At 65.3% G+C, this 24892-nt stretch carries 24 protein-coding genes and 1 riboswitch; of the genes, 2 read left to right on the forward strand and 22 right to left on the reverse strand.

Annotated elements, in window-relative coordinates:
- From ACIQT2_RS17750 to ACIQT2_RS17770, 5 genes are all read right to left on the reverse strand, one after another.
- The coding region (locus tag ACIQT2_RS17750) for a serine dehydratase beta chain (RefSeq protein ID WP_402948996.1) at nucleotides 1-740 on the reverse strand (740 nt) is incomplete at its 3' end.
- A gap of 654 nt (nucleotides 741-1394) precedes the next feature.
- Nucleotides 1395-1781, reverse strand: coding sequence for a glycine cleavage system protein GcvH (gcvH, locus tag ACIQT2_RS17755; RefSeq protein ID WP_400333997.1), 387 nt, complete (start codon nucleotides 1779-1781; stop codon nucleotides 1395-1397).
- Nucleotides 1782-1974: 193 nt separating this feature from the next.
- Entirely contained in the window at nucleotides 1975-3108 is a 1134-nt protein-coding gene (gene gcvT / locus ACIQT2_RS17760; RefSeq protein ID WP_402948999.1) for a glycine cleavage system aminomethyltransferase GcvT, read from the reverse strand.
- A gap of 9 nt (nucleotides 3109-3117) precedes the next feature.
- Complete coding sequence (gcvP, locus tag ACIQT2_RS17765) at nucleotides 3118-5964, reverse strand: aminomethyl-transferring glycine dehydrogenase (protein ID WP_402949001.1); 2847 nt, start codon at nucleotides 5962-5964, stop codon at nucleotides 3118-3120.
- A 172-nt stretch (nucleotides 5965-6136) separates the two neighbouring features.
- Nucleotides 6137-6233, reverse strand: a riboswitch (glycine riboswitch).
- Nucleotides 6234-6328: 95 nt separating this feature from the next.
- The gene (locus tag ACIQT2_RS17770; protein ID WP_402949004.1) at nucleotides 6329-6868 is read right to left on the reverse strand and encodes a TetR/AcrR family transcriptional regulator; all 540 of its coding nucleotides are present in this window, start codon (nucleotides 6866-6868) and stop codon (nucleotides 6329-6331) included.
- A 72-nt stretch (nucleotides 6869-6940) separates the two neighbouring features.
- Here ACIQT2_RS17770 and ACIQT2_RS17775 point away from each other — a divergent pair, with 72 nt between their 5' ends.
- Nucleotides 6941-8494, forward strand: coding sequence for an MFS transporter (locus ACIQT2_RS17775; protein WP_402949006.1), 1554 nt, complete (start codon nucleotides 6941-6943; stop codon nucleotides 8492-8494).
- Between the two features lie 97 nt (nucleotides 8495-8591).
- On the opposite strand, the gene ACIQT2_RS17780 is transcribed toward ACIQT2_RS17775, so the two are convergent.
- The gene (locus ACIQT2_RS17780; protein WP_402949008.1) at nucleotides 8592-9407 is read right to left on the reverse strand and encodes a sigma-70 family RNA polymerase sigma factor; all 816 of its coding nucleotides are present in this window, start codon (nucleotides 9405-9407) and stop codon (nucleotides 8592-8594) included.
- A 224-nt stretch (nucleotides 9408-9631) separates the two neighbouring features.
- Between ACIQT2_RS17780 and ACIQT2_RS17785 the strand changes: the two genes are divergently transcribed.
- A complete protein-coding gene (locus ACIQT2_RS17785) occupies nucleotides 9632-10129 on the forward strand; it encodes a flagellar protein FlgN (RefSeq protein WP_400333981.1) in 498 nt (165 codons plus the stop codon).
- A gap of 145 nt (nucleotides 10130-10274) precedes the next feature.
- Here ACIQT2_RS17785 and ACIQT2_RS17790 read toward each other — a convergent pair whose 3' ends face one another.
- From ACIQT2_RS17790 to ACIQT2_RS17865, 16 genes are all read right to left on the reverse strand, one after another.
- Nucleotides 10275-10517, reverse strand: a complete 243-nt coding sequence (locus ACIQT2_RS17790; protein WP_400333978.1) for a carbon storage regulator — start codon at nucleotides 10515-10517, stop codon at nucleotides 10275-10277.
- Nucleotides 10518-10521: 4 nt separating this feature from the next.
- Nucleotides 10522-11622 carry a hypothetical protein gene (locus ACIQT2_RS17795; protein ID WP_402949012.1) on the reverse strand — a complete coding sequence of 367 codons (1101 nt, stop codon included), beginning with the start codon at nucleotides 11620-11622 and terminating at the stop codon, nucleotides 10522-10524.
- Nucleotides 11600-13645: a flagellar biosynthesis protein FlhA gene (locus ACIQT2_RS17800; RefSeq protein WP_402949015.1), complete on the reverse strand. Its 2046-nt coding sequence runs from the start codon at nucleotides 13643-13645 to the stop codon at nucleotides 11600-11602. Before ACIQT2_RS17800 ends, ACIQT2_RS17795 begins: the two co-directional genes overlap by 23 nt.
- Nucleotides 13642-14727: a flagellar biosynthesis protein FlhB gene (locus ACIQT2_RS17805; protein WP_402949018.1), complete on the reverse strand. Its 1086-nt coding sequence runs from the start codon at nucleotides 14725-14727 to the stop codon at nucleotides 13642-13644. The genes ACIQT2_RS17800 and ACIQT2_RS17805 overlap by 4 nt, the downstream gene beginning before the upstream one ends.
- Complete coding sequence (locus ACIQT2_RS17810; RefSeq protein WP_402949020.1) at nucleotides 14727-15485, reverse strand: flagellar biosynthetic protein FliR; 759 nt, start codon at nucleotides 15483-15485, stop codon at nucleotides 14727-14729. Before ACIQT2_RS17810 ends, ACIQT2_RS17805 begins: the two co-directional genes overlap by 1 nt.
- A 1-nt stretch (nucleotide 15486) precedes the next feature.
- The gene (fliQ, locus tag ACIQT2_RS17815) at nucleotides 15487-15762 is read right to left on the reverse strand and encodes a flagellar biosynthesis protein FliQ (RefSeq protein WP_397323185.1); all 276 of its coding nucleotides are present in this window, start codon (nucleotides 15760-15762) and stop codon (nucleotides 15487-15489) included.
- The gene (fliP, locus tag ACIQT2_RS17820) at nucleotides 15762-16508 is read right to left on the reverse strand and encodes a flagellar type III secretion system pore protein FliP (RefSeq protein WP_402949284.1); all 747 of its coding nucleotides are present in this window, start codon (nucleotides 16506-16508) and stop codon (nucleotides 15762-15764) included. Before fliP ends, fliQ begins: the two co-directional genes overlap by 1 nt.
- 131 nt (nucleotides 16509-16639) lie before the next feature.
- Nucleotides 16640-17143, reverse strand: coding sequence for a flagellar biosynthetic protein FliO (gene fliO, locus ACIQT2_RS17825; protein ID WP_400333967.1), 504 nt, complete (start codon nucleotides 17141-17143; stop codon nucleotides 16640-16642).
- Nucleotides 17144-17851 carry a flagellar motor switch protein FliN gene (fliN, locus tag ACIQT2_RS17830; protein ID WP_402949025.1) on the reverse strand — a complete coding sequence of 236 codons (708 nt, stop codon included), beginning with the start codon at nucleotides 17849-17851 and terminating at the stop codon, nucleotides 17144-17146. It abuts the gene before it with no gap.
- Nucleotides 17848-18744 carry a flagellar motor switch protein FliM gene (locus ACIQT2_RS17835; RefSeq protein WP_402949028.1) on the reverse strand — a complete coding sequence of 299 codons (897 nt, stop codon included), beginning with the start codon at nucleotides 18742-18744 and terminating at the stop codon, nucleotides 17848-17850. Before ACIQT2_RS17835 ends, fliN begins: the two co-directional genes overlap by 4 nt.
- Nucleotides 18745-18793: 49 nt before the next feature.
- Nucleotides 18794-19615 (reverse strand): flagellar motor protein MotB, encoded by an 822-nt coding sequence (locus tag ACIQT2_RS17840; RefSeq protein ID WP_400333959.1) that lies wholly within the window; start codon nucleotides 19613-19615, stop codon nucleotides 18794-18796.
- On the reverse strand, nucleotides 19612-20379 hold the full coding sequence (locus ACIQT2_RS17845; protein ID WP_402949287.1) for a motility protein A: 768 nt from the start codon (nucleotides 20377-20379) through the stop codon (nucleotides 19612-19614). The genes ACIQT2_RS17840 and ACIQT2_RS17845 overlap by 4 nt, the downstream gene beginning before the upstream one ends.
- A 48-nt stretch (nucleotides 20380-20427) precedes the next feature.
- The gene (locus tag ACIQT2_RS17850) at nucleotides 20428-20697 is read right to left on the reverse strand and encodes a flagellar FlbD family protein (protein ID WP_402949031.1); all 270 of its coding nucleotides are present in this window, start codon (nucleotides 20695-20697) and stop codon (nucleotides 20428-20430) included.
- 123 nt (nucleotides 20698-20820) lie between these two features.
- On the reverse strand, nucleotides 20821-21993 hold the full coding sequence (locus tag ACIQT2_RS17855) for a flagellar hook protein FlgE (protein ID WP_402949034.1): 1173 nt from the start codon (nucleotides 21991-21993) through the stop codon (nucleotides 20821-20823).
- A gap of 55 nt (nucleotides 21994-22048) precedes the next feature.
- Nucleotides 22049-22486, reverse strand: coding sequence for a flagellar hook capping FlgD N-terminal domain-containing protein (locus ACIQT2_RS17860; RefSeq protein ID WP_402949036.1), 438 nt, complete (start codon nucleotides 22484-22486; stop codon nucleotides 22049-22051).
- Nucleotides 22487-22504: 18 nt separating this feature from the next.
- A complete protein-coding gene (locus ACIQT2_RS17865) occupies nucleotides 22505-24805 on the reverse strand; it encodes a flagellar hook-length control protein FliK (RefSeq protein WP_402949039.1) in 2301 nt (766 codons plus the stop codon).
- Nucleotides 24806-24892 lie beyond the last annotated feature (87 nt).

Genomic DNA, 24892 nt, shown 5'->3' on the forward strand with positions numbered 1-24892 from the left:
CCGCCGGGCAACACACCCTCACGCTTCAAACTGGTTTCGACGCAGGCCTCCATCACCGCCCAGATATGAAGCAGCCCCTCCCGGATCTCCCCCTCGGACCGGGACGCCCGCTCGTTGATCAGCATGATGTCACTGATCCCCAACCCCTTGGACTGGCACCGGCCCAACAACTCCGCCGCCGTCCGGAACGGCAACGGCAACTCAGCCTTGGACTCCTCCAACTCCGCCTGAGCCGCGCCCTCCTCGCCCTCACGCACAATGAACCCGCCGCCCACCGAGAAGAACGTCACTTCCTTGAGGACATTCCCCTCGGCATCGGTCACGGCGAACCGCATCCCGTTCGTATGCCGCGGCAACACGGTCAACGGATGAAGCACCATGTCCCCCACGCCATACGACAAACGGACACCACCGCCCGCCCCGGAGCCGCCAACAGCACCAGCCAGGTTCAACACACCGGTCTCAGCGATCGCCGCCAACCGCTCCTCCACCTCATCAGGAAGGATCAACTCCGGCTCGAACCCCTCCAACCCCAGCAACACCGCCGTGAACGTCCCGTGCCCCTTACCCGTCGCCGCCAACGAACCATACAAATCAACCCGCAACCCCGCCACAGCAGACAACACACCCGACTCAACCAACTCCCGGGCAAACACCGCCCCAGCACGCATCGGACCCACCGTATGCGAACTCGACGGACCAATACCCACAGAGAACAAATCGAAAACACCAACAGCCATGGCCGGGATCCCTTTGACAGCTTGAAAACGGTCCGGCAGATGGTCCTGCCGGATGGCCTCCTCCGCTCGTGACGGCAGGCGACCGAAGCACGACGCCGGGTGGCCCCCTTAGGCGGCAACCCGGCGTCGCAAGTTCATTCAGTTATTACAGTCCACGCTACGCCAGTAGGCGCGTGGTGGCGCGCTGAGTCTGGCATCCTCTGCGGCCCCGGCGGCACGGGTTCACGTGGCACAATGCGGCCGGAAGGGCCTCGACCCGATACGGGGCATCGCTGCCAAACATGCCGTTCGCACGGCACCCTCCGCAGCAAGCCCACGAATCGGCGGGACGACACGATCATGGGTGGCCCCTATGCGTTCGGCGTCCGGAAGCGTGCGTCCAAGGGAGCGTCACGTCCGCTCAGCGGGCGTTTTCGCGACCGAGCACGCGGAGGATGCCGAACCCATCGGGGCATCGCTGCCAAACATGCCGTACGACCGGCACACTCCGCAGCGAGCCCACGAATCGCCGGGACGACACGACCATAGATGGCCGATGGCCCCTATGGGTTCGGCATCCGGAAGCGTGCGTCCAAGGGAGCGTCACGTCCGCTCAGCGGGCGTTTACGCGACCGAGCACGCGGAGGATGCCGAACCCATCGGGACAGACAGGACCTACGCCAGGTCCCCACCATTCTTGGAGGCGTACTCCACAGCCGAGAGCAGCGGGCCGTCGGACTCGGCGGCGACCTTGAACAGCCAGCCTTCGCCGTAGGGGTCGTTGTTGATGAGGGCGGGATCGGACACTACGGCATCGTTGATCTCCGTGACCTCGCCGGTGACCGGAGAGTACAGGTCCGAGACGGACTTGGTGGACTCGACTTCGCCACAGGTCTCGCCTGCAGTCACCGTCGAACCGACCTCGGGCAGGTCGACGTACACGATGTCACCGAGCGCATCCGTGGCAACCTCGGAGATGCCAACAGATACCGAGTTCCCCTCCCCACGCAAAACCCACTCGTGCTCGTCGGAGTACTGAAGTTCAGGCGCTACTTTGGGCATTCTGTTTCCTAACGTTGTATGGACAAATCTGTGGCCGGGGCGCGGTGACCAGGAACGGGCCCCTTCGGGTCCGGTATCCGGAAGCGGGCGTCCAAGGGAGCCTCGCGTCCGCCCAGCGGGCGCCTAGGCGACCGAGCCCGCGGAGGATGCCGGAGCCGACGGGCCAAAGGCGACCCGTCGGACAGCAAACGGCTTACTTCTGGCGCTTGTAGAACGGCAGTGCGACTACTTCGAACGGCTCAGCCTTGCCGCGGAGGTCCACATCCAGGGCAGTCCCCGGCTCAGCAAGGGCCACGTCGACGTAGGCAAGAACCACGGGGTACCCGAGCGTCGGGCTTGGCTGGCCAGAGGTTACTTCGCCCACGACCACGCCGTCTTTCAGGACCGGGTAGTGCGAACGGCCGGCACGGCGTCCCAGGCCTTTGAGGCCAACGAGCTTGCGACCAGTGGAGGCCCCGGCCCCGGATGCTTTCAAAGCAGCGAGGGCTTCCTTGCCAACAAAGTCGCCTTCCTTGGACAGTGCCACCACGGGTCCAAGCCCAGCGGCAAAGGGGTTGCCTTCCCGGGAGAGTTCGTTGCCGTAGAGGGGCATGCCTGCTTCGAGGCGCAGTGAGTCGCGGGAAGCGAGGCCTGCTGGAACCAACTCGCCCTCTTCGGCAACCGCGGAAATGGCCTGCCACAGGGCTGCGGCAGATTCGTTGGGCACAAAGATCTCGAAGCCGTCTTCGCCGGTGTATCCGGTACGGGCCAGGAGCAGGTCCTGGCCGCTGCCGGCTACCAGGAAGGTCACGTCAACCGCGGCGTAGTACTTCAGTTCCGTGACGAGCGCGTGCTGCTCCGCCGGGACCAGTCGCAGGAGGACGGCTTCGGCGAGGGGTCCCTGAACCGCGATGAGGGAGGTTTCAGAGGAGGCGTCCTCAACCACGACGTCGAACCCGGCCGCACGCACCAGGAGCGCGGCAGCAACAACGGGAGCGTTTCCGGCGTTGGGTACCACCAGGAACTTTTCGGGACCGCGGCGGTAGACAATGAGGTCGTCGATGATTCCGCCGTCTTCCTGGCAGATCAGCGAGTACTTGGCCTTACCGTCGGCAATCGCGGACAGCTTGCCCACCAGCGCGTAGTCCAGGAAGGCGCCCGCGTCCGGACCAGTAACCCAGACTTCGCCCATGTGGGAGAGGTCGAACAGGCCGGCGGACTTCCGCACGGCGTGGTGCTCAGCCAGTTCTGAGGTGTACTTGAGCGGCATCTGCCAGCCACCGAAGTCGGTGAAGGAGGCGCCGAGCTTCTTGTGCTCTTCGTAGAGGGCTGTGTATTTCCCAGTCATGACCAGTCCTTAGTTCTCGAAGTCTTCGATCGGCGGGCAGGAGCACACCAGGTTGCGGTCACCCGCAGCACCGTCAATCCGGCCGACGGGCGGGAAGTACTTGTTCTGCTTGAGGTGGTGGACCGGGAAGGCGGCCTGCTCACGCGGGTAGGCACGGTCCCAGTCGGAGCTCACGACGGCGGCTGCCGTGTGGGGTGCGCGGCGGAGCGGGGAATCCTGCACGGAGAAGTCCCCGGCAGCAACCTGCTCGATCTCGGCCCGGATGGTGATCATGGCTTCAATGAAGCGGTCGATCTCCACGAGGTCCTCGGACTCGGTGGGCTCCACCATGAGCGTGCCCGCAACAGGGAAAGCCAACGTGGGTGCGTGGAAGCCGAAGTCGATGAGGCGCTTGGCCACATCCTCAGCCGTGACGCCGGTCTTCGCCGTCAGCTCGCGGAGGTCCAGGATGCACTCGTGCGCTACAAGTCCGCCTTCACCGGTGTAGAGAACCGGGAAGTGCTCGTTGAGGCGGGAAGCGATGTAGTTCGCGGCCAACAAGGCGGACTTGGTGGCTTCGGTGAGTCCCTGGCCGCCCATGAGCTTCACGTAGGCCCAGGAAATGGGCAGCACGCCAGCGGAGCCAAAGCGGGATGCCGAGATCGGAACGTCGTTGCCTTCGGTCCAGGACGTGGCGTCGCCCGGCATGAACGGCGCCAGGTGTGCCTTGGCTGCGACCGGGCCAACACCGGGTCCGCCGCCGCCGTGCGGGATGCAGAAGGTCTTGTGCAGGTTCAGGTGGGACACGTCTCCGCCGAACTTGCCCGGCTGGGCCAGCCCAACGAGCGCGTTGAGGTTGGCGCCGTCGATGTACACCTGGCCGCCGGCTTCGTGGATCGCGTCGCACACCTCGCGCACATCGGCGTCGTAGACACCGTGGGTGGACGGGTAGGTGATCATGATGGCCGAGAGCACGTCGCGGTTGGCCTCGATCTTGGCCTTGAGGTCGTCGTGGTCGATGGTGCCGTCTGAGGCGGTAGCGACCACAACGACCTTCATGCCTGCGAGCACGGCCGAGGCAGCGTTGGTGCCGTGGGCCGAAGCCGGGATCAGGCAGACGTTGCGCTGCTGGTCGCCGCGGGAGTGGTGGTAGCCGCGGATCGCGAGCAGGCCGGCCAGCTCGCCCTGGGAACCGGCGTTGGGCTGGATGGAGACTTGGTCGTAACCGGTAATTTCGGTCAGCTGTGCCTCGAGGTCGGTGATCAGCTCGCGCCAGCCAGCGGTCTGGGAATCCGGGGCGAACGGGTGGATGGAGGCGAACTCCGGCCAGGAAATGGCTTCCATCTCAGCCGTGGCGTTGAGCTTCATGGTGCACGAACCCAGCGGGATCATGGTGCGGTCCAGCGCGAGGTCGCGGTCGGAGAGCTTGCGGATGTAGCGCAGGAGCTGGGTTTCGGAGCGGTGCGTGTTGAACACCGGGTGCTGCAGGTATTCGCTGGAGCGTTCAACGGAAGCTTCAAGCGCGAAGCCCTCAGCGGACTCAACCACGGAGGCACCGAAGACGGCTGCGACGTCGGCGACAACCGCCGTCGTGGTTGTTTCGTCCACAGAAATGCCGACCGTGTCAGCGTCGATGCCGCGCAGGTTAATGCCGCGCTCTTCAGCGGCAGCCATAAGCGAGGCAGCGCGACCCGGGACACGGACCGTGATGGTGTCGAAGAAGGAACCGTGCAGGACCTCGACGCCGGCAGCCTTCAGCGAGGCGGCAAGGGTGCGGGCGTGGTGGTGTGCGGTCTCGGCGATCGCCTTCAGGCCTTCGGGGCCGTGGTAGACCGCGTACATCGAGGCGACGATCGCCAGGAGTGCCTGTGCGGTGCAGATGTTGGACGTGGCCTTTTCGCGGCGGATGTGCTGCTCACGGGTCTGCAGCGCCAAGCGGTAGGCGGGAACACCGGCGTCGTCCTTTGAAACGCCCACCAGGCGGCCGGGCATGGAACGCTCGAGCCCCTTCTGAACGGCCATGTAGGCGGCGTGCGGGCCGCCGAAGAACAACGGGACGCCCAAGCGCTGGGCGGAGCCGACGGCGATATCGGCACCCTGCTCGCCCGGAGGGGTGATGAGGGTGAGGGAAAGAAGGTCTGCAGCGACGGTGACCAGGGCGCCCCGTTCTTTGGCCTCGGCGATCGCGGCGGAGTGGTCAAAGACCCGGCCCGAAACGCCAGGCTGCTGCAGGACGACGCCGTTGATGACGCCTTCCGGGAGGCCGTTGGCGAGGTCCGCAACCTCAACGTCAAAACCAAGCGCTTCAGCGCGGCCCTTGACGATCGCGATGGTCTGCGGAAGGCAGTCGGCGTCCAGGACGGTCTTGCCATCCTGGGCCGCCTTGTTCTTGTTGGCGCGGCGCATCATCAGCACGGCTTCGGCCACGGCGGTGGCTTCGTCCAGCAGCGAGGCGTTGGCGATCGGGAGGCCAACGAGGTCCTGGACCATGGTCTGGAAGTTCAGCAGCGCTTCGAGGCGGCCTTGGGAAATTTCCGGCTGGTAGGGCGTGTATGCGGTGTACCAAGCCGGGGATTCGAGGATGTTGCGGCGGATCACCGGCGGTGTGACGGTGTCGAAATAGCCCTGGCCGATCATCTGGACGGCCGTCTTGTTCTTGGAGGCGAGCTTGCGCAGTTCCGCGAGGACCTCCACCTCCGAAAGGGCGTTCTGCAGGGTCAGGGCAATGTCCTGGCGGATGTCGTTGGGAACCGCGGTGTCCACGAGGGAATCCACGGAGTCGTAACCGACAGACTTGAGCATGGTGTCAATGTCGGACTGGCGGCGGGCACCGATATGCCGGTCGACGAAGGTGGTGGAGGCTGAACTAACCGTCACGAAGGAACTCCATTACTTGGGCGGCGTTTGGGTACGCCGCAGTGGCTCGGGTTCCTCCCCGCTCTGTATTGGACCTGAGAGTTTCCGCGTGATGCTGTCCGCACAGCCACCCGCTTGCACCGTCGGTGAGCACAACAATCCGGCCGGACTGCCTGCTGCTTTCCAGAGTTGCCTATCCGCGGCGGTGCATGGGCCTGAGAGATTCCTGGGGAGGATTTGCTCCTACGGCGCCTGCATCTCGTACTGCAGGACTCTCCCGCCGCAGATCAAAGGCTTTATGCAGTTGTAGGCGGCGTGCCAAGGAAGGCACACCACAGTTGTTAATTGTCCTATGCCTGCAGCGCGGCGGCAAATGGAACGTCCGCTACTTCCGCAGGCGGTCCAGGACCGCGAGGAGGACCTCGACGTCGGCCTCCCGCCCGGCGCCGCCGGCTTCCTGCCCGCCCTCGAACATCGCGTTGAAATACAGGCCGTCTCCCATGTAGCTGACCGCCTTGGCAACCTCCGGGCCAACGTCGTCGGCAAGGACGTCAAGCCAGCGCTGTTGAATGGCCGCGAACCGGCGGCGAGTCTCCTCGTGGGCCACCTCGGCCAACCTGGTTGCCGCAACGAACGCCCGGTCCATGGGTGTTCCGGCCCAGAGCGAGGAGCGGATGAAGTAGGCCGCTGCGCCGTCGGGCGCCGCCTGCATCTGTTCGGTATCTTCCTTGGCCAAGTCATCCAGGCGCTCCAGGAGGGCACTGATGAGCGACTCCTTGTTGGGGAAGTGATAGAGCAAGCCGCCCTTTGAGACGCCTGCGCGCTTGGCCACGGCGTCGAGGGTGGCAGCACGCTCCCCCACTTCGATCAGGAGTGCTTCAAAGGCGTCCAGGACGGCGTCCCGGGCTATTGGTTTTCGCGGCATGGATCCATCATTCCCTAAAGCGTGGTCTTGTTCTATTTGAAACTGTACCGTCTGGACGGTACAGTAAAGGTCATGTTCTCGCCGTCCTCAACCCACGCTCCCCGTTCCTCCGTGCGCCCGGTTCCGGGCAAGACCGCACCGTGGCGCGACTGGACGGCCCTGGCACTGCTGATGTTCCCGGTGCTCCTGGTGGCCGTCGACAACACCGCGCTCACCTTCGCCCTGCCGGAAATCGCCCGCTCACTGGAAGTCGGCGGCATCCAGCTCCTCTGGATCGTGGACGCCTACCCGCTGGTACTGGCCGCACTGCTGGTGTCCATGGGCAACTTCGGCGACCGGATCGGACGACGGCGGCTGCTCCTGATCGGCAGCACAGGCTTCGCGGCGGTTTCGGCTGCCACGGCGTTCGCGCCTTCCGCGGAGTGGCTGATTGCCGGTCGCGCCGCACTTGGTGTCTTCGGCGCCATGCTGATGCCCTCCACCCTGTCCCTGATCCGGAACATCTTCACCGACCCCAACCGTCGCCGGCTTGCTATTGCCGTCTGGGCTGCGGGTTTCTCCGGCGGCGCCGCGCTCGGCCCGATCTTCGGTGGCTGGCTCGTGGAGCACTTCTGGTGGGGCGCCGTGTTCCTCGTGGCGGCCTTCCTCCTCCTGCCGCTGCTCGCCTTCGGCCGGGTGCTCATCCCTGAGTCCAAGGATGCCAACCCGGGCCGCGTGGACGTACCCAGCATCGTCCTGTCCGTGCTCACCATGGCGCCCTTTGTCTACGGGATCAAAGAACTCGCCGTGCATGGATTCGGAGCATCCGCGGCTGCCTTCATGGCGTTCGGCTTGGTGATGGGCGTGTTGTTTGTGCGCAGGCAGCAGCAACTCTCCAGCCCCATGCTGGACGTCCGCCTGTTCCACAACAAGGTGTTCAGCACGGCCATTGTGGCCAACGTGTTGTCCTTGTTCTCCATGACTGGGTTCATCTACTTCTTCGCCCAGCACCTGCAATTGATCGAAGGACAGTCACCCATGGAAGCCGGAATCGCCATGATTCCAGCGCTTCTGGCAACAGTGGTGGCCGGTCTCCTGGTGGTCCCGCTGGTGAAGCGGATCCGCCCGGGATTCGTGGTAGCCGGTGGGCTGACGCTCAGCGCCGTGGGCTATTTCGTGGCCATGGCGGGAGACCACGGAACCGGTCCCGTGTTCCTGCTCTCCGCATTGACCGTGCTGGCCGTTGGTGTGGGCGCCGCGGAAACCATCTCCAACGACCTCATCCTGGCCTCCGTGCCGGCCGACAAGTCAGGGGCGGCCTCGGCCATCTCGGAAACCGGGTACGAACTCGGATCCCTGCTGGGCACGGCCGTGCTCGGGTCCATCCTCACGGCTTCTTACCAGCACAACCTCGTCATTCCGGACGGCGTATCTTCGGAGGCTGCGGGCAAGTCCGGGGAGACGCTGGCCGGAGCAGTGGACGCCGCCTCGGCACTCCCGGCGCCCCTGTCGGAAGCGTTGACCGAGGCCGCGCGGGTTGCCTTCGAATCGGGTGTCCACATCACTGCGGCGATTGGGCTGGTACTGATGGCAGGAGCGGCAGTGCTTGCCGCCGTCGTACTTCGCCAGGTACCGAAGGCGCAGTAGGTGGGTCTGCCCCCAGGATTCACAAGACTCACAGGGATTCATACGGAGTCCCGGACGAAGCAGCCCGGGCCGCACCAGCGGCCCGGGCTGTTGGCGTTCAGACTGCCTGGTTTAGCGTCGGGCCGAGGCCCAGGGTCCGCGTGATGCCGCCGGTGGTGGCGGTAGCCAACGCCGAGAGATAGTCGTTCCGGCGACGAGCCGTGATGCGGGACTCCGGCTCGAAAGCCCGCTCCGGGTTGTCGGCATAATGCGCGGCCAGTCCGTCCCGCATGAGGCGGATGCCCTCGGCGCGCTGCTGGGACACAGCTGCGTGGGTGGACCCCAGTTCCTCCGCGAGTTCCTTAACTGAGCGGCCTGAAAGGTAAATCTCCTGGATGACAAAGCGCATCTTCTCCGGCAAGGCATCCACGGCCGCGCGAAGGTACTTGATGCGTTCGTCGGCCAAGACGGAGTTCTCCGGGGACGGCGTCACTGACGCAACCGTGTCCACCACTACCTCATCCAGCGACGTCAAGGTGCGGGCGGCGTCTGCCAGTGCCGCCTCAACGTAGCTCCGCTCCACGCCCAACGCCGATGCCATCTCGGCAACGCTGGGGCCGCGACCCAAAACACCGGTGAGCGTCTCCTGGATTGCCAGGGTCTCCTTGATCCGCTTGCGGGCGGAGCGGGTGGCCCAGTCCCCCGCGCGCATCTCGTCAGCGAACGCCCCGATGATTCGACGACGTGCGAATGCCCCGAAGGGAACACCAAGGTCCGGGTCAAATGAATCAGCCGAAGTAATGAGCGCCAGGGAGCCTACGGAAGCAAAATCATCGCGCGACAAATGAGATGCGCGCGCACAAAGGTCAGAGACCAGGTAACCAACGAGCGGAAGGTGCTGCAACACCAGCTCGTTGCGCTGTTCGCGATTCAAATTTGAGTCCCCCCATGAGACCGGATTATTGAGTTGCCATAACCTTTGACCGCAAATTCCGGTCGGCGCCTAGAGACCAATCACGGCGACGATGAGGGACTTCGTTTCAGGTACGTGTTCAGAGAACATATCACCTGAAAACGACTCTGCGTGTACGCTCGACACAACAAATTCAAAACCCTGCTGAAACGTTGTTTCCACGGGTTAAAAGAGATGGGGGCACCGTGGGGGCGGATGAGCTGTCAGCGACGCTTTGGCGGGAACGAAGACAACTGGATTTCCTGCTTTTCCTGCTCGAAACCCAGCTTCTGCACCTTCGCGCCGGGAGTTGGCATCGCCTCAACATCACTGCGGCCGAACTGGAAAAAGTGCTCGAAAAGCTTCGTTTTGAATCACTGGCCCGGAGTGTCGAAGCCTCGTCAGCGGCCGCCGAATGGAAGGCACCTGATAAATCAACTTTGCCGGCTCTGATGGAAATTGCGCCCTCGGGGGTTTGGGCAGAGCTCTTGGACGAGCATCTTCAGGCCATGATTACGCTGTTGTCGTCGATTGACGCAGCGGCCAAGGACAATATTTCGGCATTGCTGAGGGGCCCTACCGCCAACGCCGCCGACGCCGATGACCTTTCGGTCCTGGCCCACCAAGCCAACATCCAGCGTGCTTTGGACGCTGTGAAGGGCACCTCGCTTCGGTCTTTGCGGGATTTCCTCGGCCTGAATTGAAGCTTCGTGAGAGAGCGCCCGGAAAAACCGGCGACTCCATGAGAGAGCGTCCGGGAAAACCGGCGACTCCATGAGAGAGCGTCCGGGAAAACCGGCGACTCCGTGAGAGAGCGTCCGGGAAAACCGGCGATTCGGTGAGAGAGGGTCAGTCTTGGGTGGGGGTTGGGGGGCGGAGGTTGGCCAGGAGCGCTTCGGCGTCGGGCCCGGCCTGGGTTGCGGCGAGGTTGGCAGCAGCGATCGCCTCCACCACTTCGCTGCGTTGAATGGAGACGCCGCGGGGTGCCTCGATTCCGATCCGCACGCCGTCGCCACGGCCCTCCATGACGGTGATGACAATGTCCTCACCGATCATGATCTTCTCGCCCGGCTTGCGCGTCAGTACCAGCATGACTTCAATGTACCTTTCCAAGGACGGGCGTGCTCGCGGGCTTGCCGTCCACCCAGCCCACGGGGATGCCCAGGGCGTCCACGGTTTCGGGCGTGGCGGTTTCCGAAGCTCCGATGACGGCCAGCGCCGAAATCCCGGCCGCGTCGGCCGGAAGTGTTGATGGGGCAGCAAGCAGTGACTGGAGCCCCTGAACCCAGGCCCTGGTGTCCTCGGCCTTGCGCCTGGCATCGACCACCACCCAGAGCTGGTCGGCGGACAGGCTCGCGATGTGGGCAGCCTGCGTGGGTACGTCGCCCACGCGGCCCAGCCCGAAAGCGACCACCACGCTCTGGCCGGTCAGTACCGCCTGGGCGCGGGCCGCCGTCGCGCTTTGCCGTCCCTGCACGTGCAGGTGGCCGAACGCGCTCAATTCGCCGGCTGTCCGGACATCGGAGCCGCCGGCGGCAATGGACATCTCCAGCGCGGGCCCCAAAGCGTCGTCGCCCAGGCCCAGGAGGACAATGAGGTTGCCGTCGCCGGTGAGCGGCTGCGGCACCGGGGCGGATGGAGCGTCCGACGGCGGCAGGACGGCCCCGGCGCCCGCGGGCACCGCAGGAGAGGGCACGGCAGACGGAAGCGCGGCAGGCGCAGCCGGGATTACGGGAGCCGCCTCGAGCTCCTTGCCCAGTTGCTCCAGGAGGCCCGCGAAATCGGGCGCTGCGGTGGAGACCGGCGCCGGCTTGTGGAGTTCGAGTTCGGCGGCGTCGGCACGCTCAAGCAACGCGGCAATGGCCGGACCGTGGAGCGCATGGGCATCGGCCGGTCCAGCGGCAGGCAGTGGCGCAGCAACCGACCCAGACGCCGCAGCCGGCCCAGGCGCGACGGTCGACCCAGGCACGGCGACAGGCAGAGGCACCGAGGCCGGCCGAAGCACAGCGGCCGAATCCGCAGGCGCCTCCCCCACCTCCACCGTGGCCTCGAAACGTGCTGCCGCAAACAGCCCAACAATGCCCGGATTCGTAACTTTTTCGGCGGCGACGATCCGCGCACCGGGCCCGTACTGCTGGAGGGCCTTCTCGCGGATGGCTTCGAGCGAGGCGCCCCTAAGCTTGAAGCGCTTCTGCAAAGCGGACCACCCCCACGGTTTCGATCCTGATATTGGCCGACGTCACTTCCCGGTACGAGAGGACGGGGACACCGCCGTCGGGAGCTCCTACAAGGCGGCGGATCGCGGGACGCAAGGCGGGAGCGCAGACGAGGACCGCCTGCCGTCCGGTGGCGGCGGCGCCCTCCACTGCGGACCTGAGGGAGGACAGGACGGCGTCGAGTTTGGCCTGGCCCATCACGATCTGGGTGCCGCCCTCCGCCGGGCGCATGTCCTCCAACATGGACTGCTCCAGCAGAGGATCGATCATGATCACGTTAAGGACAGAGCCTTCCAGGTACTTGGTGGCCAGCACGGGACCCAAAGCGTGGCGCGCCGACTCGATCAGCGCCTCGGGATCGGTGGATGCCTTGGCCCGCAGCGCCAGGGCTTCATAGATTCGCGGGAGATCGTTGATGGGAACCTGCTCGTCCAGGAGGCCCTCGAGGACCCGCTGGATTTCGGCGAGCGAGAGCAGCGCGGGTGTCAGTTCCTCCACGGCCGACGGGCTTTGCTTGCGGACCCCCTCGGTGAGCACGCGGACATCCTCCCGGGTAAGGAGCCTCGCGGCATTGGCACTGATGATGGAGGACAGATGCGTGACGAGCACGGACACGCGATCGATGACTGTGGCACCGGTCATTTCGGCGCTGTGCCGCATCTCGGTGGGAACCCATTTGCCGTTCAACCCGAAGACCGGCTCCACGGTAGCCGTCCCGGGGAGGGCGTCCAGGAATTCGCCCAAGGCCAGGAGCTTGCCCGACGGCGCCACTCCCCTTCCGGCCTCGACGCCGGCGATGCGGATGGCATAGGTGGAGGGTGGCAGGTCCATGGCGTCGCGCGTCCGGACGGGTGGGACCACGAGTCCCAGTTCCATGGCGATCTTGTGGCGCAGGGACCGGACCCTCGCGAGGAGGTCGTCGGAGGCTCCGGAGACGATGTCCACGAGGTCGGGTGCCAGGAGGATCTCTACGGGGTGGACGCGCATGTCTTCCATGAGCCGCTCGTTGGGGTCTTCCTCGGCTGCCTCGGCAGCGTTGTCTGCTTCCTGCGCTGCCGCTGCTGCTTTCTGCTGGGCGGCCACGCGCCGCGATGCGATCACCAAGAGGGCACCGACCAGCAGGAACGGCAGGATGGGCATGCCCGGAATGACCGCCATGCTCGCCGCGGCAAGGCCCGCGATCAGCAGTGCATTGGGCGACTGCATCAGCTGCGAGGACGCCGTACGGCCCATGTCCTCCTCGGCGTTGGACCGGGTGACGATCATGCCCGTGGAGACCGCCATGAGCAGAGCGGGGATCTGGGTGACCAGGCCGTCACCCATGGTCAGGAGACCGTAGGTGTTCAGGGCATCCACAGCGTCCTGGCCGCGCTGCAGCACGCCGATCGCGATGCCGCCCACGAAGTTGATGATGATAATGATGATGCCCGCGATGGCGTCGCCCTTGACGAACTTGGACGCACCGTCCATGGCGCCGTAGAAATCGGCCTCGGCGGAAACCTCGGCGCGGCGCTTCCGGGCTTCGGCGTCCGTGATGAGTCCGGCATTGAGGTCGCCGTCGATGGCCATCTGCTTGCCGGGCATGGCATCGAGGGTGAAGCGGGCGCCCACTTCGGCCACGCGTTCGGCACCCTTGGTGACCACCACGAACTGGATGACCACCAGGATCAGGAACACCACGGCCCCGATGATCAACGATCCGCCAACCGTCACCTTGCCGAAGGCCTCGATGACCTGGCCGGCGAACCCCTGCCCCAGGACCAGCCTGGTGGAGGCCACGTTCAGGCCCAGGCGGAACAGGGTCGCCACGAGCAACAGGGACGGGAACACGGAGAAGTCCAACGGCTTCTTCACGAACATGCTGGTCAGCAGGATCAGGAGTGCCAGCAGGATGTTGCACACGATCAGGAAATCGAGCAAGGGCGCAGGCAGCGGAACCACCAACAGCAGCACGATGGCCACGATCCCTACCGGCACTGAAAGCCGGGCGAACTTGTTGTTCATGCCAGCAAACCTTCCTTCATGCGATGGATTCCGCGTGATGTCCCGCGGTTCTTGAGCGACATCACGAAGGCCAGGACCGCGGCCACGGAACGGTACAGCTCCACGGGGATCTCCTGTCCCAGGTCACAGGCCGAATGCAGGGCACGTGCCAAGGGGATGTCCTGCACCATGGGCACGCCCTTGCTCTCGGCTTCCTCCCTGATGCGGGCAGCAATGACCCCGGCCCCCTTCGCCACGACGCGAGGCGCCGATTTACCGGCGTCGTACTTCAACGCAACTGCCACGTGCGTCGGGTTCACCAGCACGACGTCGGCGTCCGCGATCGAGGCGATCATGCGGTTGCGGCTCATGCTCAGTTGGCGTGAACGCCGGTGCGACTTGACCAGGGGGTCGCCGTCGGTGTTTTTGTTCTCGTCCTGGACTTCCTTCTTGGACATCCGGGTCTTCTTCCGGTTGCGGCGCATCACCACGACAATGTCGGCCGCGGCCAGGATGAGACCGGCCACCACGGCGAACTGGATGAGCGCACCGATCCCGCCTGCGGCCGCCGCGAGCACACCCGCCACGGGCAGTCCGCCCGCGGTCAGGAGCACGGGCGTCAGCCCCTGGATCACGGTGTACAGGACAAGACCCACGACGGCGGTCTTCAGCAACGCTTTGACACCTCCCCATAGTGCCTGCGCACCGAACATGCGCTTGAAGCCGGCGAGCAGGTTGAAATGCTCGAACTCGGGGCGGAACTTCTTGAAACGGATTCCGCCCTGCAGCGCGGAGCCGGCCAGGACCACCACAGTAACCACCAGGAGCAGCGGGCCGAGGATTCCGCCGAGGGAACCCAGCCCGGCCTCCAGCGCGGCAATGGCCTTGGCGGGGTCGGGATCAGCCATGACGCCCTTGACCGTGAACAGTTGGTCCACCGCGGCGTTCGACGCATGGTCGATGGTGGCTGGAAGCATCGCAGCAGCGCCGCCTACCGCAAGCCAGGCCATGAGGTCCTGCGACCTGGAGAGTTGGCCCTTCTGCCGGACTTCCCGCATGCGTTTGTCCGTGGCTTGTTCGGTTTTCTCCTGCGAATCCGCCACTACCCCACCCCCAGCACGGTCCGTGCGGCCAACTCGGCCAAACTCGCGACCAGCCGAGGCAACGCCAGGAACAGGAAGCCCGCCAAGGCCAGCGTGATGAAGATTTTCAGCGGGAACCCGAGCGAGAAGGCGTTCAATGCCGGAGCCACGCGCGTGAGGAGACCAAGTCCGACGTCGGCCAGCACGAGGACCACCAGCAGCGGGCCCGCGATCTGGACCGCGGAGATGAACATCCCGGTAATTGCCCCCACCATGGCATCCACCGGCTTGCTGAGGTCGATGCCGCCGGCCAGCGGGAGCGCGTTGAAGCTGCCCGTGAGGCCGCCGATGACCAATTGGTAGCCGTCCGAGGCGAACAGCAGCGCGAGCGCAGCCATCTGCAGGAGCCTGGTGAACTGGGCGCCGTTGACCATCATCTGGGGGTCGAAGGCCTGCGCCATCTGGAAACCGCTGAAAAGGTCGATCAGGCTGCCCGCGGATTGGATGGCGGCGAACACGGCCATCACCAGGAACCCGAGGACCAGGCCGGTAACCAGTTCCAAGACCACTGCCGTGATGAAACCCGCGGTGTCCTTGGGGACGGCGTCGGCGGAGAGGCGCTGCGAGACAGCCAGGCCCAGGCCGATGCCGAGCATGGCCTTGATCCGGGCAGGAATCGCGTGATGGGCAAAGGGCGGAGCCACCACCAGGAAGGCCGTCATGCGGACCGAGGCCAGCAGCAGGACCTGGATCCACTCCTGGTTGATGGGGATGTCCACCTCACGCGCCACCGATCAGTCCGGGGATGCGCGCGAAGAGTTCGTTGGTGAACGTGACCATTTCCGAGATCATCCAGTGGCCGCACACCACCAAAGCGATGGCCACGGCAACGGCCTTCGGGACGAAGGAAAGCGTGGCTTCCTGCAACTGGGTGATGGATTGCAGGAGCGAAATGGCCAGGCCAACCACCAGGGCGGTGACCAGCGTGGGCGCGGCCAGTTTGGCGGCCACGATCATGGCCTGGAGGCAAATGTCCAGGACGGCGTTGGTATCCATCAGCCGCTCGCATAACTCTGGATCAGGGACGTGATCACCAAGCCCCAACCGTCAACCAGCACGAACAGCAGGATCTTGAAGGGCAGCGAGATCATCACCGGAGGAAGCATCATCATGCCCATGGACATCAGCGCCGCCGAGACCACAAGGTCGATCACCAGGAACGGAATGAAGATCACGAAGCCGATGATGAACGCGGCCCGGAGTTCGGAAATCATGAAGGCCGGAACCAGCGTCTGCAGCGGGACCGCTTCGGGGTTGGCCGGGTTCGCCATGTTGGCCGCCCGGGTCATGAGGGCAATGTCCTCCTCCCGGGTGTGGGCCAGCATGAAGTGCTGCAACGGCGTCCACCCCGCGGACATTGCTCCGTTGAAGTCCAGTCCTCCGTTCAAGTAGGGCTGGACCGCCACCGTATTGATGTCAGACACCACCGGCCACATGACGAACAAGGACAGGAAGAGGGCCAGGCCTGCGAGGACCTGATTGGGCGGAATGGCCGGGAGCGAGAGTGCGTTACGGGTCATGGCCAGCACCACGAAGATCTTGGTGAACGAGGTCATCATCAGCAGCAAGGCCGGAGCCACGGACAGCAAGGTGATCCCAATGAGGGTGACCACCGCCGAGGACGGTGCACCGTCCAGGCCGTTGATGTTGATGCTGACGTTACCGCTGCCTTCCGGCGTGGCCGGCGGGGTGGGTGGAGTGGGGGCCGTGGGATCAATGGGGGCAGCGTGGGCCGCAGCCATGCCCAGCCACACCAAGGCCACCGTGAGCAGGAGTGCCCACAGCGCCAGGAAGCACAGCCGGGCAGCGCGGGGTGGCGCGGCAAGCAAGGCTGTTGCAGGTGGCACCGGGAATCCGGAACCAGCAGAACGGATCAATTGCGGCGTCCCCTGAAGGCATCGGAGGCCTGGCGCCACGTGGAAGCGGAAAGGATGGAACCGTGCAGCGGGTGGGCCTGGGCCGGTGTCCGCCGGTGCAGGTCCGCCCGGCGCCGGACCACGGGAATCTGGCCCGTGACCAACTCAGTCCGGGGTACGGATTCCGCCGACGCCTGCCGGAACAATTGGGCGAAGCTTTGCTCCTCGATGACCTTCTGCGGCGCGGCTTCCACCACCTCGGCAGCAAGCACCGGAGCGTCGCTGGTGTGCAGGACCGTGACATTGTGCTCTGTGACGCCCAGCAGGAACCGCTTGTCTCCGGCGTCCACCACCACCACGGAAGCCTTCTGCCCCAGGGCTTGGCGGCTAACGACGCTCAGCGTGGAATCGGCACGGCGACGGCCCTTGCCTTTGCCCAGGCGGCGCTGCAGCAGCCAGATCACGGCAAGCACGGCGCCGAGGGCAACAACCACCCGAAGTCCCAGGATGAAGGAATCCATCTAGAACGTTCCCTCTGCCCCGTCCAGGATCCGGGTGATGCGTACGGCATAGTCCTGGTCCACCACCACAACTTCGCCGTGCGCGATCAGCCGTCCGTTGAGCAGGACATCCGCAGGGGCACCGGCCGAACGGTCAAGCTCAATCACCTTGCCCGGCTCCAGCGCCAGGGCGTCACGCACGGACATCCGCGTCCGGCCGATCTCCACGGTCAGGGCCATTTCCACGTTGCTGATGAGGCCCAGGCGGGCAGAGACATCGGCGTCCTGGGCGCCGCGGGAGGGACCGGCGTCGTTATCCCGGACGCGGACGGCGAACCAACCGAACGGGGCTCCCCCGTCGCTCAACTCAAAGACCACAGTGGCGGGGTCCTGCAGCAGCCCGGCGGCATCTGCCTCCCGCAACTCCCCCAGCACACCGGCGTCGAACGCCGACGCTGCCTGTTCCAAGGCGGGACGCAGGACGTCGCCTGCAGAGAACTGTGCACTCGCAACCGCACCTCCGGCAGCGGCCAGGAAGGAATTGTCCACCAGCAGCAACGCAAAGTCCGCCGTGGACGCACCGACGAACGTCGCCGTCACCGCAGGGGACGCATAAGGGGCTGCAGCTTCGGCGGGGACAATCCCCGCCACCGTCAGCAGCGACGAGGCCGGCAGGTGCTGGGCCAGTCGCTCGGCTGCCGCTTCCTGCAGGGTCAGGGTGATGCTCATCGCTGGTGCTCCTCGGTTGTGACAATGACGGCGGCGGCGCGTGAGCCGTGCCTGGCGGCCGCGGCGGTGGCCAGGCGGGTGCCGTTGATGGTGACGTCGAACGGCCGGTTTTCCAGGTGCGGAAGAGGCAGGACATCGCCGACGGCGAGTTCCAGGATCTGCGCGGGAGTCACCTGTGCGGGGGTCAACTGGATGGCGACGTCGACTGGAACCTGGGCGAGCTGGGTCCGAACCAACGACTCGTTGTCCACGCTGTGGACGGTGGGGTTCACGTCGCCCAACTTGGTGAGGAGGACGTCCGCGGGGATGGCCAGGGTGGCGGCGCACTGGGTCTCGCCGACGTTCACGCTGAAGCCGGCCACGATCATCAACTCGGACGGTGCGGCCGCTTGGGCGAACTGGGAGTTGTACTGGATGCCGTCCATGGTCACGGACTGCGTCAAGAGATTGCCCAGGGAGTACTTCAGGTCCTCAAGGACCTCCTCCACCATGCGGGAGACGAGGGCGTGCTCGATTTGCGTGAACTTCCGTTCGGGCACGGTCGTGTCCGCGGAGCCACCCAGCATGCGGCTCAACCAGGACAAGGCCGCCGTTGCCGGGAACTGGATCACCAGGCGGGAGTCGCTGTCCTGGATCCGGCACAGCACCATGGAGGTCACGGACGGCAGGGATGCGGAGTACTCGTCGTAGCTCTGCATGCTCAACTGTTCCAGCGTTGCCGTGGATTTCAGCCGGACCTTGGCCGTGAGCTGGGTGCCCCATTGCCGGGCGAACGTTTCGAAAGCCACTTCCAGGACACGGCTGTGCTGGCGGGGCAGGGTTGTGGGCCTGCGGAAGTCATAGACGTCCACAGTGCGCTGGCGTTCGGCCGCGCGATCTTCCTGTTCTCCCACGGATGGCACTATCGGCAGGTAACTTGCGCGTGTAAGGCCATTTTCCTGCCTACTTCGCCGCCTTGGCTGCAGCCGCCGAGTCATGTGTCTGCGCCTCCATGGCTTGCGGGATGAGCGCGCGGATATCCTCCGGCCGGTTCGACACCAGCACCACGTCCACGCGCCGGTTGAGTTCCATGAGCTCTTCGGTGGAGTCGTCGGTGACTTGCCGTGCGGAGCCGAAGGCAACGGCCCCGATTTTGGCTGCCGGCATCCCGGATTGGTCCACGAAGAACCTGAGGACGTTCACCGATCTCGCCGCGGAGAGTTCCCACGTGGAGGCGTAAGCGGTGTACCCCTTGGCTGCGTGGCCCTCAATCATCACTTCGAGACCGGAACCAACAACCGTTGGCGCAATGGCCGTGAGGATCTGCACGGCCTTGGGAGTCAGGTCCGGCATGTCCGGCTGGAAGAACGTCTGCGAGCCAACCAGTTTCACCGTCAGGCCCCGCTCCCCCACCACGAACTCCACGTTCTTGTCCAGGCCCTGGGATTGGAGCTGGGTCTGCATGGCTCCCTGCAGGGCTGTGAGTTTGTTGACTTCCTGCGTGGCCAGGTCCAGCGGGGAGAACCCCTCGCCGTTGGAGGTAGTCAGTTCACCGGGGACCACCACGCCGCTGGCCGTGTCCACCTTCTGGCTGATCTCCGTCCCGAAGCCCGTGGCCAGGGAATTCCGGAGCTTCTCGAACTTGATCTGGTCCACCGAAGACATGGCAAAGAGAACGATGAACATGCACATGAGAACCGTGACCATGTCCATGTAGGACGCCATCCAGCGCTCGTCCACGTGGTGCTCTTCGAGTTGCGCGCCACGTTTCCTGCGCGACCTCATGCGGCCCTTGACGCTGTGAGCTTGCCGGTCTTGCCGCCGTCGTCCGCTTTGTCCTTGGTGGACTTGGACTTGGGATCCGCCGGAACCATGGCGCGGAGGCGCTCGGCCAGGAGCAGCGGCTGGGTACCGCTCTGCACCGCAAGTAGGCCTTCCATGAGCAGGTTCATCCGCTCCACCTCAAGCTCGGAGAGGCGCTTGAGCTTGGCGCTGATCGGGAGCCAGATGAAGTTCGCGGAGAGCAGGCCCCACAGGGTAGCGACGAAGGCTGCGGCAATCATCGGTCCCAGGTGGTCCGGCGAGGACAGGTTCTCCAGCACGTGGGTCAGGGAGACAACCGTGCCGATGATGCCGATGGTGGGTGCATAGCCGCCCAGGGCTGCGAAGAACTTCGAAGCCACGTGGTCGGCGCGCATCCGGGTATCGATCTCGTCCTCCATGAGGAGGCGGAGTTCCTCGGCATCCGTGCCGTCGGCGATGTTCTGGAGGGAACGGGCAAGGAACGGGTCCTTGGCGTTGTTGGCCTCTTCTTCCAAGGAGAGCAACCCCTCGCTGCGGGCCTTCTCCGCCAGGCGGACCAGTTCATCGATGCTCGCGCTGGCCTTGGCCGGCTTGCCCATGAACACCTTGGGGACCTGCTTGAAGGACTGGATGACATCCGGGAGGGTGTTCCCGGCCAGCCCCACGGCAATGGTTGCCCCGAAAACCAGCACCATGGGCGCCGGCAGGAGCAGGGACATCAGGTTGGCGTGCTCCAGGGTGACCATGACCACCACGGAGGCAAAGGCGAGCAGCAGGCCGATGATTGTCACGGGCTACCTTCCGTTTCGGGGGTCGTTTTGTTCGTTTGCCTGGGGCACCAGGCTGAGCGGGTAACCGGTCACCCGCGGCAGGTCCTGAGCCCGCCGCAGCACGTTTGCCCGGTATTCCGCGATCAGTTCCACCACCTCAACCAGCGATTCGCGCACCACGTACGCGGCGCCGTCGAGCGTCACCAAATGCGTATCCGGACTTTCATGGATCCGCTCCAGGATGTCCGGATTGACGGCGAAGCGTGTGCCGTTGAGGCGGGTGACAACGATCATGTGCTGTTCTGCTTTGGCTTGGGGTGGCTGTACTTCCTACTGTCGGCCGGGAGGGGCGGAGCGTTAGCGGATCCTGCCCTGTTGGTCCATGCGGATTGGCCAACGGGCAGGATCCGTTGCGGACTAGCGCTTCAGGTTGCTCAGTTCCTGCAGGACCTCGTCCGAGGTGGTGATGATGCGGGCGTTCGCCTGGAAGCCGCGCTGGGCCACAATCAGGTTGGTGAACTCCTGGGACAGGTCCACGTTCGACATCTCCAAGGAACCCGAGGTGAGCGAGCCCAGGCCAGCGTCGCCGGGGACCCCAAGCTGGGCTGCGCCGGAGTTGGCCGTAGCAACGTAGGACGAGCCGCCGGCTTTCTCCAGGCCCTCGGCGTTGGTGAACTTGGCCAGCGCCACTTTGGCCAATACCTGCGTGCTGCCGTTGCTGAAGGCGCCTACCAGGGAACCGTCGGCAGCCAAGGTGAACGACTCGAGCTTGCCGGCCTCGGCGCCGTTCTGGCCCGTCACCGTCAGCGTGCTCATCTGCGCGAACCCGGTGACCACGCCGAGATCCACGTTGATCCCGCCCACGTTCAATGAGCCGCCGGACGTCAGGGCACCATTGGCGAAGGTCAGGGCGCCGGATCCCGTGGCACCGTTGGCGTCGGCACCGGCAACGCTCCAGCCCGTGTTCGTGCGGCTGAACGTGAGCGTGAGTGCGCGTTCGGCACCGTTGCCGTCGAACACCTTGACCTGGCGCTCCAGCGAGGTGCCCACCGCCGCATCCGAAGGCAGGTTGCCACCCAGTGAGGCAGCCGTCGTTGCCACGGCAGGGGCGGTGGTGTTCGGGGACAACGTGATGGGCCCCGTCAGTCCGCCCACATTCACCGCGCCGTTGGTGGCGGACCAGCCTTGGAGGATGCCGCCGTCGGGCGTGGTCAAACGGCCGGACGCATCCAACTGGAAGTTGCCCGCGCGGGTATAGAACTGCTGGGTTCCCTTCGCCGTCACGAAAAAGCCCTCGCCCGAAATCATGAGGTCCGTGCCGCGGCCGGTGCTCTGCGACGAACCCTGGCCGAAGTTGGTGCTCACGCCGGCCACCCTTACACCAAGGCCCACCTGGGCGGGGTTGGATCCGCCGGTTCCTTCCTGTGGTGCGGCGGCGCCCTGCGTCAGCTGGGACAGCGTGTCCTGGAACTGCGCCGACGATGACTTGAAGCCCGTGGTGTTGACGTTGGCGATGTTGTTGCCGGTGACGTCGAGCATGGTCTGGTGGGCGCGGAGGCCGGAAATTCCGGAGTACAGCGAACGGAGCATGGTGTTGCCTTTCTTCGGGGGTCTGTGTGTTGTGCTGTGTTCAGGCGGCGGGTGTTTAGGCGGCGGGTGTCCCGGCGGCGGGTGTCCCGGCGGTGATGCCGGTGATGTTGTCCAGCGGGACCTTTTTGTCGCCGACGCTGACCAGCGGAACTCCGTCAGCGAAGGACACGGAGGTTGCAATGCCCGAGCCCTTGGTTCCATCGGCGAGCGCGTAGTCCACCGTGGTCCCGATGATCTGGGCCGCAGCCGTGCGCATCTGGAGCGAGAAGCTCTCCTTGGAACCAGCCGTGAGTTCAGTCATTTTCTCCATCATGGACAACTGGACCGACTGGCTCATCATCTGGTTGGTGTCCATCGGCGCGCTGGGATCCTGGTACCTCAGCTGCGTTACGAGCAAATGCATGAAGACCTCGGAATCCATCGCCTGGACGGGCTTGCGCACAGTCTGGCTGGTGGTGGCCTGCACCGCGCTGGGTATGGCTTGGACGGTCATGCTGTTCTCTCCTTTGCGTCAGACGAGGACGTCGAGCCGGTTGGTTTCGGGGTCGTGCGTAGGTTGCTCCGGTTCACGTCCGGTTGCGACGCTTCGGGGCACTGGTGCCTGGAAAGCCGGTTCGTGGCGCCGATGGTCTCCCCTGTCCGTTGGCGCATCCTGCGGGCTGTCCTGCGGGTGGTCCTGCGACGACAAGCTCAGGCTGGCCCCGGCATCCTCCAGGCCCCGACGCAGTTCGGGCAGCACGTGGCGGACCGCCTCCCGTCCGGCGTCCCCAGCAGCGAACAATTCGATCCGCACGCCCGCGTGGTCGATGTGCGCCCGCACCGTCAGCGGACCCAGGTCCTCCGGCGACACCCGCAGGGTCATCACGTGCTCCCCGGGCTGGGCCGAGGCCAATGCGAACAGGGGACGGGCGAGCTGGTGGTTCAGTGGCGGGTGGTTCAGTGCTTGTTGGTGCAGCGCGGCCGGGTTTGGGGGCTGGGCCTGCGTGGGTTGCACGGGTGCGGTTAGGCCTGGCGCCGCTTGGGTCGGGGCAGGCTGTACAGGAGCTGGTGCGGCTTGGTTCAGTGTGGCTTGGTCCAGTGTGGTTTGGCCCGGTGCCGCTTGGGTCGGGGCGGGCATTACTGGAGCTGGTGCGCTTTGGTCCGGTGTGGCTTGGTCCGGCGCCGCTTGAGTTGGGGCTGGCTGTACAGGAGCAGGTGCGCTTTGGTCCGGGGTGGTTTGGCCCGGCGCCGCTTTCCCGCTGGGGTGTACGACGGCGGCGGTTGGCTGCGCGGATGCGTCGGCTCCTGGTGTGGCTGGCTGAGTGACGGCCGTGCCGGGGTTGGCTACGACCGCTGCGTCCATTTCGACGGCTCCCTGCGCAGTAGACGGAAGAAGTCGTCGAATGGGCAGCGAGTCGTCTAAACGGTCAGACTTCCCAGCACCGGATACCTCCATTTCGATGCCTTGCTGCGAATCATGCCGTGCGCCCGGCACACCCCGCAGCGAGCCCACGAATCGGCCAGACGCAGCCTCAACATCGGAGCCCGAACCGGCCACGGACCAGCCACCAAACACCGCCGACGTGAACCCCACTCCAACAACCCCGGCACCACCTTGGCCACCGCTGGGGTGCACGACGGCGGCGGTTGGCTGCGCGGCTGCGTCGGCTCCTGGTGTGGCTAGCTGATTCACGGCCGGGCCGGGGTTGGCTACGACCGCTGTATCCGTTTCGACGGCTTCCTGCGCAGTAGACGGCAGGAGTCGTCGAATGGACAGCGAGTCGTCTAAACGGACAGACTTCGCAGCACCGGATACCTCCAACTCGATGCCCTGCTGCCGATCATGCCGTGCGCCCGGCATGATCGGCAGCGAGCCCACGAATCGGCCAGACGTAGCCTCAACATCGGAGCCCGAACCGGCCACGGACCCGCCACCAAACACCGCCGACGTGGAACCCACTCCAACAATCCCGGCATGGGCTGAGCCCGCCGCGGAGGCCCCCGCCGACCCCGGCCCGCCAATCGCAGCACCACCTTGGCCACCGCTGGCGAGTGTCACGCCGGCACCAGGCACGCTAGTGCCGGGCGCGAGGTTCGAAGCCAAGCCCGTTTCGACGGCTACCTGCGCATTAGACGGCAGGAGTCGTCGAATGGACAGCGAGTCGTCTAAACGGTCAGACTTCCCAGCACCGGATACCTCCAACTCGATGCCCAGCTGCGAATCATGCCGTGCGCCCGGCATGATCGGCAGCGAGCCCACGAATCGGCCAGACGCAGCATCAGCATCGGAGCCCGAACCGGCCAAGGCACCGCCACCAGACACCGCCGACGTGGAACCCACTCCAACAATCCCGGCATGGGCTGAGCCTGCCGCGGAGGCACTCGCCGACCCCGGCCCGCCACCAAACACCGCCGACGTGGAACCCACTCCAACAATCCGGGCACCACCCTGGCCACCGCTGGGGTGTACGACGGCGGCGCCTGGCTGCGCGGATGCGTCGGCTCCTGGTGTGCCTGGCTGAGTGACGCCGGGGTTGGCTACGACCGCTGCGTCCATTTCGACGGCTACCTGCGCATCAGACGGAAGGACTCGTCGAATGGACAGCGTGTCATCTAAACGGCCGGTGGGCGACGCAACATCATCGGCCACTTCGATGCCCAGCTGCGAATCATGCCGTGCGCCCGACACACCCTGCAGCGAACCCACGAATCGGCCGGACGCAGCCGCGGAGGACGCATCCTCGGTCGCTCCCTTACCCGTCACGAATGAACCCCCGGAGCCCGCACCACCCAGAGCGCCGGCGGCTCCATCCGTGCCGGGGGTCTCCAGCATCCCGCCCAGCACAGCATCGAAGGACCCGCCCGCAACACCCGAAGCATCCGTGCTACCCAGTAAGCCCGGCAGAGGTCCCCGCGGAGA

The organism is Paenarthrobacter sp. NPDC090522 (assembly GCF_044769225.1).
In the GTDB taxonomy this organism is placed as follows: domain Bacteria; phylum Actinomycetota; class Actinomycetes; order Actinomycetales; family Micrococcaceae; genus Arthrobacter.